General features: G+C 74.3%; 8 protein-coding genes. 5 read left to right on the plus strand and 3 right to left on the minus strand.

The genetic code is table 11. The features are described 5' to 3' along the window. Positions 1–321, plus strand: a 321-nt coding sequence (locus ABZ641_RS19340; protein ID WP_359983275.1) for a phosphopantetheine-binding protein, incomplete at its 5' end; no start/stop codon positions are given. An 82-nt stretch (positions 322–403) separates the two neighbouring features. Then, positions 404–1,705, plus strand: a complete 1,302-nt coding sequence (locus ABZ641_RS19345) for an MFS transporter (RefSeq protein ID WP_359983278.1) — start codon at positions 404–406, stop codon at positions 1,703–1,705. 15 nt (positions 1,706–1,720) lie between these two features. On the opposite strand, the gene ABZ641_RS19350 is transcribed toward ABZ641_RS19345, so the two are convergent. Next, complete coding sequence (locus tag ABZ641_RS19350; RefSeq protein WP_359983280.1) at positions 1,721–2,077, minus strand: VOC family protein; 357 nt, start codon at positions 2,075–2,077, stop codon at positions 1,721–1,723. After that, positions 2,074–2,739, minus strand: a complete 666-nt coding sequence (locus ABZ641_RS19355) for a response regulator transcription factor (protein ID WP_344623952.1) — start codon at positions 2,737–2,739, stop codon at positions 2,074–2,076. The genes ABZ641_RS19350 and ABZ641_RS19355 overlap by 4 nt, the downstream gene beginning before the upstream one ends. Before the next feature lie 612 nt (positions 2,740–3,351). Between ABZ641_RS19355 and ABZ641_RS19360 the strand changes: the two genes are divergently transcribed. Next, positions 3,352–3,942: a DinB family protein gene (locus tag ABZ641_RS19360; RefSeq protein ID WP_359983283.1), complete on the plus strand. Its 591-nt coding sequence runs from the start codon at positions 3,352–3,354 to the stop codon at positions 3,940–3,942. Positions 3,943–4,418: 476 nt separating this feature from the next. Here ABZ641_RS19360 and ligA read toward each other — a convergent pair whose 3' ends face one another. Then, the gene (gene ligA / locus ABZ641_RS19365) at positions 4,419–6,455 is read right to left on the minus strand and encodes an NAD-dependent DNA ligase LigA (protein WP_359983288.1); all 2,037 of its coding nucleotides are present in this window, start codon (positions 6,453–6,455) and stop codon (positions 4,419–4,421) included. Between the two features lie 124 nt (positions 6,456–6,579). Here ligA and ABZ641_RS19370 point away from each other — a divergent pair, with 124 nt between their 5' ends. Then, positions 6,580–7,191 carry a PadR family transcriptional regulator gene (locus tag ABZ641_RS19370; protein WP_359983286.1) on the plus strand — a complete coding sequence of 204 codons (612 nt, stop codon included), beginning with the start codon at positions 6,580–6,582 and terminating at the stop codon, positions 7,189–7,191. Beyond that, positions 7,184–8,161, plus strand: a complete 978-nt coding sequence (locus tag ABZ641_RS19375; protein WP_344623955.1) for a hypothetical protein — start codon at positions 7,184–7,186, stop codon at positions 8,159–8,161. Before ABZ641_RS19370 ends, ABZ641_RS19375 begins: the two co-directional genes overlap by 8 nt. The last annotated feature ends 94 nt before the right edge of the window (positions 8,162–8,255 follow it).

The following is an 8,255-nucleotide window of genomic DNA, read 5'->3' on the forward strand; positions in this document are numbered from 1 at the left end:
GTCCGCACCGCCGGCTACGAGGCGCCGCGCGACGAGGTCGAGCAGACCCTCGCCGGGCTCTACGGCGAACTGCTCGGCCGTGACCGGGTCGGCATCCGCGACGACTTCTTCGAGCTCGGCGGCCACTCGCTGCTGGCCACCCGGCTGGCCGCCCGGATCCGCCGCGACTTCGGCGTCGACCTCCCGCTGCGGGACCTGTTCGACGCACCGACCGTCGAGGCGCTGGCCGTCCGGGTCGTCGAGGCGGTGCTCGGCGGCCTCGACGAGGACCAGTTGGACGCGGTGCTGTCCGCGGACACCGACCGGGCACCCGGCACCTGACCGCCACCGAACTCCAGCACCGCCACGATCGACCAGAACGCCACGACCAGAACGCCACCGACCAGGACGAGAGGGCAGCAGGATGGGCAGGCGACCGGCACGGATCCCCGAGGTGCTGCACAACCGCAACTTCGCGCTGTACTACACGGGGCAGAGCCTCTCCGTCCTCGGCGACGCGATCGTGCCGGTCGCGCTCGCCTTCGCCGTGCTGGACCTCGGCCGCGGCGCCGGCGCGCTGGGCCTGGTGCTCGCCGCCGGCATCGCGCCGGGCGTGCTGCTGGTGCTGGTCGGAGGCGTGGTCGCGGACCGGATCGAACGGCGCCGGCTGATGGTCGCCTGCGACCTGGTGCGGTTCGGCTCGCAGGCCGCCCAGGGCGTGCTGCTCTGGACGGGGCACGCCACCCTGCTCTCCCTGGTGCTGCTCCAACTGGTCTGGGGCACCGCGGCGGCGTTCTTCCGCCCGGCGTCCACCGGACTCGTCGCCGAGTGGGTCGAACCCGACCGGTTGCAGCAGGCCAACGGGCTGGTCGGGCTGAGCGACAACCTCGCCTACACGGTCGGCCCGGCCGTCGCCGGCGTGCTGATCGCGGTCTTCAGCCCCGGGGCGGCGCTGCTCGCCGACGCGCTCACCTTCGCCGCCAGCGCCGTCGCCCTCTCGCTCGCCCGTCCGGCGGCACGGACGGCGGCACGGACGGCGGCGAACGCGGCCGAGGCGTCGGCCTCGGTGCTGCGCGGACTCGCCGAGGGCTGGCAGGAGTTCCGCTCCCGCACCTGGCTCTGGTCGATGGTGTTGTGGGCGGCGACCTTCCACCTGCTGGCGCTGCCCTCGGTGCTGGTGCTGGGCCCGGCGGTGGCCAAGTCCGACCTGGGCGGGGCCTCCGCCTGGGCGGCGATCGCCGCATGCTCCGGGCTCGGCGCGGTGGTCGGCGGGGTGATCGCCCTCCGCTACCGGCCGCGGTACCTGCTGCGTGCCACCTTCGTCCCGCTCGGCCTGTACGGCCTGCAGCTGGTGGCGCTCGCGGTGCCCGCCCGGACGGCCGTGGTGGCCGCCGCGGCACTGGTCGGCGGGGTCGGCGTCGCCATGTTCAACGTGTACTTCTACACCGCGCTGCAGCAGCACATCCCGCTGCCGGTGATGTCCCGGGTGGCGTCCTACGAGTGGCTGGGCAGCATCGCCCTGCTGCCGGTCGGCCAGGCGCTGGTGGGCCCGGTCGCCGCGGCGACCTCCGTGCCGGGGGTGCTGCTGGTGGCCGGCGGCTGGATGCTGGTCTCCCCGGTGGTGCTGTACCTGATCCGCTCGGCCCGCGAGCTGCGGGCCGTGGACGACTCCCCGCAGACCGTGGTCGCGGACGCGACGCCCGTCCCGGCGGGCGGCGCGGCCTGACGGCCGGTCAGCCGATCAGGGGGCGCTTCGGACCGAGCACGCAGAACCCGTTGCCCCCGGGTCGGCGAGCACCGACCGGCCGGCGTCGGCGGGTCGGCCGACGCCGGCCGGGGTGGCGCCGAGGGCCGGCAGCCGGGCCGCCTCGGCCTCGCGGTCGTCCGGGACGCGGTCGAGGTGCCGCCGGTTCTTCCCCGTCCGCCGCTCCGGAACGGGCACGAACACCAGCCCGGGGCAGGCGTGTTCGTCCGCGCCGGCCACCACCTCGTCGGCGCTCTCCAGCAGGATGCGGTGGCCCGGTGCGGCCGCCCGGAAGCGGGCCGGTGCGGCCGGGTCGAGGGCGTCCACGGCCACCCGGTGGAGCCGCAGGCTCATGCCGCGAACCCCTCCTCGGCGGCCACCCCGGCCCGGTAGGCGAACGCCACCAGCTGCGCGCGGTCCTTCAACTCCAGTTTGGTGCGCAGCCGGTAGACGTGGGTGCGCACGGTCGCCTCGCCGATGCAGAGCCGGTCGGCCATCTCCAGCGGGGAGAGGCCCTCGGCGATCAGGCCGAGCACCTCCCGCTCGCGGATGGTCAGCGACTGCAGTGCGGAGCGGGTGGCCGGCCGGACCCGGCGGCTGCCGGCCGTCCGGTACCACTCCACCAGGCGGTGGGAGACGCTGGGCGAGAAGACGGCCTCGCCGCGGGCGGCGGCCCGGACGGCACCGGCCAGCTCCTCGCGGCTGGTGTCCTTGACCAGCAGGCCGTGGGTGGGCGCCTGCAGCACGTCCTTCACCATGTCCTCGTTGTCGTGCTGGGCGAAGACCACCAGGCGCGGCCGGACGGGCAGCCGTTCGGCGTCCAGCCGGCGCAGCAGGTCCAGGCAGGACATGCCGCGCAGGTGCAGGCCGGTGACCAGGACGTGCGGGCCGTGCACGGCGGCCAGGTGAACGGCGCGGGCACCGCTGTCGGTGGCGGCGACCACGTCGATGTCGGCAGCGGGGGCGAGCAGGGTGCACAGCCCGTCCCGGATGACGGAGGACTCGTCGACGATCATGACTCGAACGGACTTCGGGGGCGCACCGGCGGGGTTGCTGCTCCGGGGTGCGACGGCTGGCCCTGGCATCACTACCTCGCAACTCGTGGTCGGCACCGTTTCCCGTGTGATCCGTGGTGACGGAGACAAGCGCCCGCGACAGGTGCCACGCGTGTATCGGCAATTAACATACTATCGCGAAGGAATGTTCGGTCAACGATTTCCGGCCATCACCGACAAAACACCGCTAACCGGTTAACAGACATTCAGCGGATTGCCGAACCGGCGGGCGCACAAGCAGTGGGCACAGGTCCGGCCCGCAATCAGCGCCCGGCGGGCCGGGCATCCGCCGGCCGGCCGCCACCGGGGCGGATGTGCAATGCGGGCAATCGTGACCGCGATCCACCAACGGAACCGCACCGGCCGCCGCCGGGACTTCCCGCCCCGCGATCTGCCGCCGAGCGCTTCCGCAAGGCTTCGGCCCGGCAGCATCGCCCGCCGGCGCCGCGGCCGGCGGGACCGGTGCCGACGGTCGAAACCGGGTTGATCGGCACGCTGTACGTGCGCCGGGAGGCGGCAGTAGAGTCCCACTGAAACTTTCTGCAAAAATTTGCAGAGTGAGAGGACCCCGCCATGCCGAGAGTCGTCCCGCCCGTCGCCGACGAGCGCACAGCGCTGACCGCCTACCTGGCCCACCAGCGGCGCGCGCTGCGGGTCACCGCTCACGGTCTGACCGAGGAGCAGGCCCGCATGGCACCCACCGGCAGTGAACTGAGCATCGGCGGTCTCATCAAGCACGCCGCACGGTGCGAGGAGTTCTGGACCGACCTCATACTTCAGCGGCAGCGCGGGACGCAGCGAAAGACGAACGAGTCGGACGCGGACGAATTCCGGCTCGCCCCGGACGAGACCCTGACCGCAGTCCTGGCCGCGTATGCCGAGGCGGCCGATCGGACCGACGCGGTGATCACCGGGATTCCGGACCTCGGGCAGGCCGTTCCGGTGCCGCAGGGGGCTCCGTGGATTCCCGCCGAGGTCGAGGAATGGTCGATCCGCTGGGTCCTGCTGCACTTGATCGAGGAGACGGCACGGCACGGCGGTCACGCCGACGTCATCCGCGAGAGCATTGACGGCGCGACCTTCGACCCGCTGCTCGCCGCAGCCGAGGCGTGGCCCGACCCATGGGTCCGACCGTGGGAACCCGCGTCCCCGAGCGTCGGCTGACGGCCTGCGGCGAGACGGTGCCGGCCCGGCCGAGGCCGAGCCGCTGCAGGCCGGTGTGCCGCCCGCGCCGAACCCGGTAGGTGGCGAAGTCCCGGCGGCGCCGGCCCCCTTGGCGTGGTCGCGGTACTCGCCGCCGATCCGGACCGCCTTGCCGACACCTGCCCCGTCCGCCACCGGCCGGCGGTCCACCGAGCCGTCGGGCCGCCGGACCGGCAGCAGGCCGCCGAAGGGACCCACCGGCTGCCGGTCCGGCCGCCCCCGACGGACCGGCTCCGCCGGTGGACCGGGAGCACGGCAAGCTCCCCGCCGGGCCGGCCGTCCACCACGGCGGACGCCGACCGCCGGCACGGCCGAAACGGGCACGCACCACGCCCGTCGGACCTCCGCCACCCCGTACTCACTCGCCCCGGCGGCACCGGACATCGGCACCGCCGGGGCGAACCGCGGAGTGCGGCTCCGCAGGGGGTGAACCGGACCTACGCCACCAGCAGTTCGGCCACCAGCTCGGCCAGGTCCTCCGGGGAGATGACCCGGATCCCGAGCTCCTCGGCCTTGGCGCGCTTGGAGCCGGCCTTCTCGCCGGCCACCAGCAGGGTCGTCCGCTTGGAGACGGACGAGGACGCCTTGCCGCCGGCGCGCTCGATCAGCTCGTTCATCTGGTTGCGGCTGAGGTCGGCCAGCGGGCCGGTCATGCTGCCGGTCACCACCACGGCCTCGCCGGCCAGCGGGCCGACCGGGCCGTCCTCGGCGGCGGCCGTGGCCGCGGCGGTCGGGGTGACGGCCGTGCCGACGCCGTGCGCCGCCAGCTTGTCCAGCACCGGTGCGAGTTCGACGAGTTCGGCGACGATCACGGCGGCCTTGTCCGGGCCGATGCCGTCGACCTCGGCGAGCGCCTCGGCGTCCGCGGCGCGGACGGCCGCCATGCTGCCGAAGTGGGCGGCGATCCGGCGGGACATCGAGCGGCCGGTGCCGAGCACGCCGAGCGCGCAGAACACCCGGTTCAGCGGCCGCGTCCTGGCCTCGGCGATCGCCGCGATCAGGTTGTCGGCGCTGGTGTCGCCCATCCGGTCGAGGGTGAGCAGCTGCTCGCGGGTGAGCGCGAAGAGGTCGGCGAGGTCGGCGACCAGGCCCGCCTCGACGAGCTGGACGGCGCGGGTGCCGCCGAGCCCCTCGACGTCGAGCTGGTCGCGGCCGACGGCGTAGCGGATCGAGGCGACGGCCTGGCAGCCGCGGCCCCGCACGCACCGCCAGCGCTGCTGGGAGGTGTCGATGGCGTCGCCGCAGCGCGGGCAGACGGCGGGGAAGGCGATCGGCTGCTCGTCGCCGGTGCGCTGGTCGACCAGCGGCGCCTCGACCCGCGGGATGACGTCGCCGGCCCGGTGGACGAAGACCTGGTCGCCGATCAGCAGGCCGCGGCGGGTGATGTCGGCCGGGTTGTGCAGGGTGGCGTAGGTGATGGTGACGCCGTCGACCTCGACCGGCTCCAGGACGGCGCGCGGGGCGATCACGCCGGTGCGTCCGACGTTCCACTCGACGCCGAGCAGCCGGGTGACCTTGTGCACCGCGGGCAGCTTGTAGGCGACGGCCCAGCGCGGGGCGCGCGAGCCGGCGCCGGCCTGCTCCTGGTCGGCCTCGGCGTCGGCCTTCACCACGATGCCGTCGATGCCGAAGGGCAGGTCGGCGCGGAGTGCGGCGATCTCCTCGATCCGCTGCTGCACCTCCTCGACGCCCTCGCAGCGGCCGGGGCGGGCGGCGGTGCTCGCGGCGGTGTTGGCGCCGAGCACGGCGAGCCGGTCGAGCAGGGCGCTGTGGCCGAGGCCGCCGAGCCCGATGGCGCCGTAGGCGAAGAAGGTCAGCTCGATGCGGTAGGGGCGGTCCTTGGCGCGCAGGGTGCCGGCGGCGCCGTTGCGGGGGTTGGCGAAGGGGGTGGCGCCGTGCGCGGTGCGCACCTCGTTGGCGTGCTCGAACTGGCTCTGGGTGAGCAGGACTTCGCCGCGCAGCTCGACGTCGATCGGCTCGGCGAGGGTCTGCGGCAGGCCGAGGACGGCGTCGGCGGCGTGGCCGATGTCCTCGCCGGCGAGGCCGTCGCCGCGGGTGATCAGGCGGACGAGCCGGCCCTCGCGGTAGCGGGCCGCGACGGCGAGGCCGTCCAGCTTGGGCTCGACGCACCAGCCGTCCACCGGGCGGCCGAGGCGGCGCTCCAGCCCGGCGGCCCAGGCGGTGAGCTCCTCGGCGGAGAAGACGTTGTCGAGGCTGAGCATCGGCACGCTGTGCGGGACGTCGCCGAGGGCGGCGCCGCCGGCCACCTTGCCGGTGGGCGAGTCGGGCAGCGCCTCGCCGGGGTGGGCCTGCTCCCAGGCCTCGATCGAGCGCAGCAGCGCGTCGTACTCGTCGTCGCCCAACGGCGTGGAACCGTCGGCGTAGTAGGCCGCGGCCGCCTGCACGGCGGTGGCGACGGCATCGGCATAGGCGGCGTGGGTGGCCGGGGCGGCTGCGTCCTTCATGTCGAACATCATCTCGACCGCCACTGACATTCGGAGGGTCGGGTTCCGGCCCCTCGGCCCGCCCGGACGACCGCGACCGGAGGGCCCGGTTCCGCGTTGCCAAACAGTCTATTTCGACTGATAGATTTCGACCATGCCACGACGCGCTCTCGACCACCCGATCGTCCCGGCCCTGCTCGGCCTGCTGCTCGAAGGCGACGCCCATCCGCACCGGATCCTCGCCGAGCTGCGGGAACGCAGCGCCCACCACGCCGCGGCGGTCAACCGCGGCACCCTCTACAACACCGTCGCCGCCCTGGAGGAGGCCGGCTGGGTGGCCGCCCGCGGCCAGGAACGCGCCGGGAACCGCCCCGAGCGGACGGTCTACGGCATCACCGAGTCCGGCCGTGAGGAGCTCGTCCGCCGGCTGGACCATCAGATCCGCACGCCGGAACGGGAGTTCTCGCCCTTCCTCGGCGCGGTCGGTCACCTCGGCGCGCTCGGCCCCGAGCGGGCCCGCGACGCGCTGACGGAACGCGCCCGCCGCCTGCGCGAACGCACCGCCGAGGACGAACGGCGCCTGGCCGAGGCCCTGGCCACGGGCGTGCCCAGGCTGTTCGTGATCGAGGCCGAGTACGCGCTCGCCCTCGCCCGCGCCGAGACCGCCTGGGTCGAGTCGCTCGCCGAGGAGATCCGCACCGGCACGCTCGCCTGGCCCACCGGACCCACCCCGACCCTGGAGCAGGACGGAGCCGGCCGTGACTGAGCGTCTGCTCTTCGGCGTCTACCCCGGCGGCGTCTGCGGCGACGACAGCGGCAACCTCGCCGTCGGCCCGCCGGACGACCCCGACCGCGTCACCGCCCTGCTGGACCGGCTGCAGGGCCGCCCCGGCCGGCCCTTCCTGGTCCGCGCCTACACCGCCTTCGACGACACCACCGCACCCGGCGGCCCGCATCCGACGGCCGCCCCGGCCGGGGCCGAGCGGTACGCCGTCCGCGGCCGCCGGCTGGACCTGGTCGCGCAGTACCGGTCGGCCGCCGGAGACGTCCCCGGGTACTGCGCCTACCTGCGCGAACTCGTCGGCCGCTACGGCGCGGTGACGCAGACCCTGCAGGTGGCGGAGGAGCCGAACGTCACCGGCAACCCCCTCCTGGACGGCGACTACCCGGCCGTCCGGGAGGCGATCGTGCACGGCGTGCGCGCCGCCCGGGACCAGGCCCGCGAACTCGGCCACCACCACCTGCGGATCGGTTTCAACACCACCCCGCTGTTCGGCCCGGCGACGTCCTTCGTCACCGGGCTGGCCGAGCTCGGCGGCCCTGACTTCCGCGCCGAACTCGACTACGTGGGGCTGGACTTCTTCCCCGACGTGTTCCGCCCGGTCGCGCCGGCCGAGCTCGCCGACACGGTCGCCGCGGTGCTGCGCCACCACCGCGAGAACGTGCTCGCACCCGCCGGCCTCGGGCACCTGCCGGTGCACATCACCGAGCACGGCTGGCCCACCGGCCCGGGCCGGACGCCGCAGCGGCAGGCCGAGATCGTCGAGACGGTCGTCCGCACCGTCGCCGAGCACGCGGCAGCGCTCGGGCTGAGCGGGTACACCCACTTCTCGCTGCGCGACGCCGACAGCGCCGGGCCCGGGCTCTTCCACCGCTTCGGGCTGACGGCGGACGACCACACGCCCAAACCCGCCTTCGACACCCTGTGCGCCCTCGTCGAGCGGTACACGGTCTGAGTGGGAATTTTGATGGTGATCATCCGTTATTTGTCTTTTGCCCCTGTCGTGATCTGCCCCAGTCTGCAACGGAGGTGAAGTATGCCCCCGCGCA

It is taken from the genome of Kitasatospora sp. NPDC007106 (genome assembly GCF_040634455.1).
GTDB classification, from domain to species: domain Bacteria; phylum Actinomycetota; class Actinomycetes; order Streptomycetales; family Streptomycetaceae; genus Kitasatospora; species Kitasatospora arboriphila.

Excerpts from the sequence above, each read along its gene's own strand:
- ABZ641_RS19345 (WP_359983278.1), top strand. The coding sequence starts at position 404 with ATGGGCAGGCGACCGGCACGGATCCCCGAGGTGCTGCACAACCGCAAC.
- ABZ641_RS19350 (WP_359983280.1), bottom strand. The coding sequence starts at position 2,077 with ATGAGCCTGCGGCTCCACCGGGTGGCCGTGGACGCCCTCGACCCGGCC.
- ABZ641_RS19355 (WP_344623952.1), bottom strand. The coding sequence starts at position 2,739 with ATGATCGTCGACGAGTCCTCCGTCATCCGGGACGGGCTGTGCACCCTG.
- ABZ641_RS19360 (WP_359983283.1), top strand. The coding sequence starts at position 3,352 with ATGCCGAGAGTCGTCCCGCCCGTCGCCGACGAGCGCACAGCGCTGACC.
- ligA (WP_359983288.1), bottom strand. The coding sequence starts at position 6,455 with ATGTTCGACATGAAGGACGCAGCCGCCCCGGCCACCCACGCCGCCTAT.
- ABZ641_RS19370 (WP_359983286.1), top strand. The coding sequence starts at position 6,580 with ATGCCACGACGCGCTCTCGACCACCCGATCGTCCCGGCCCTGCTCGGC.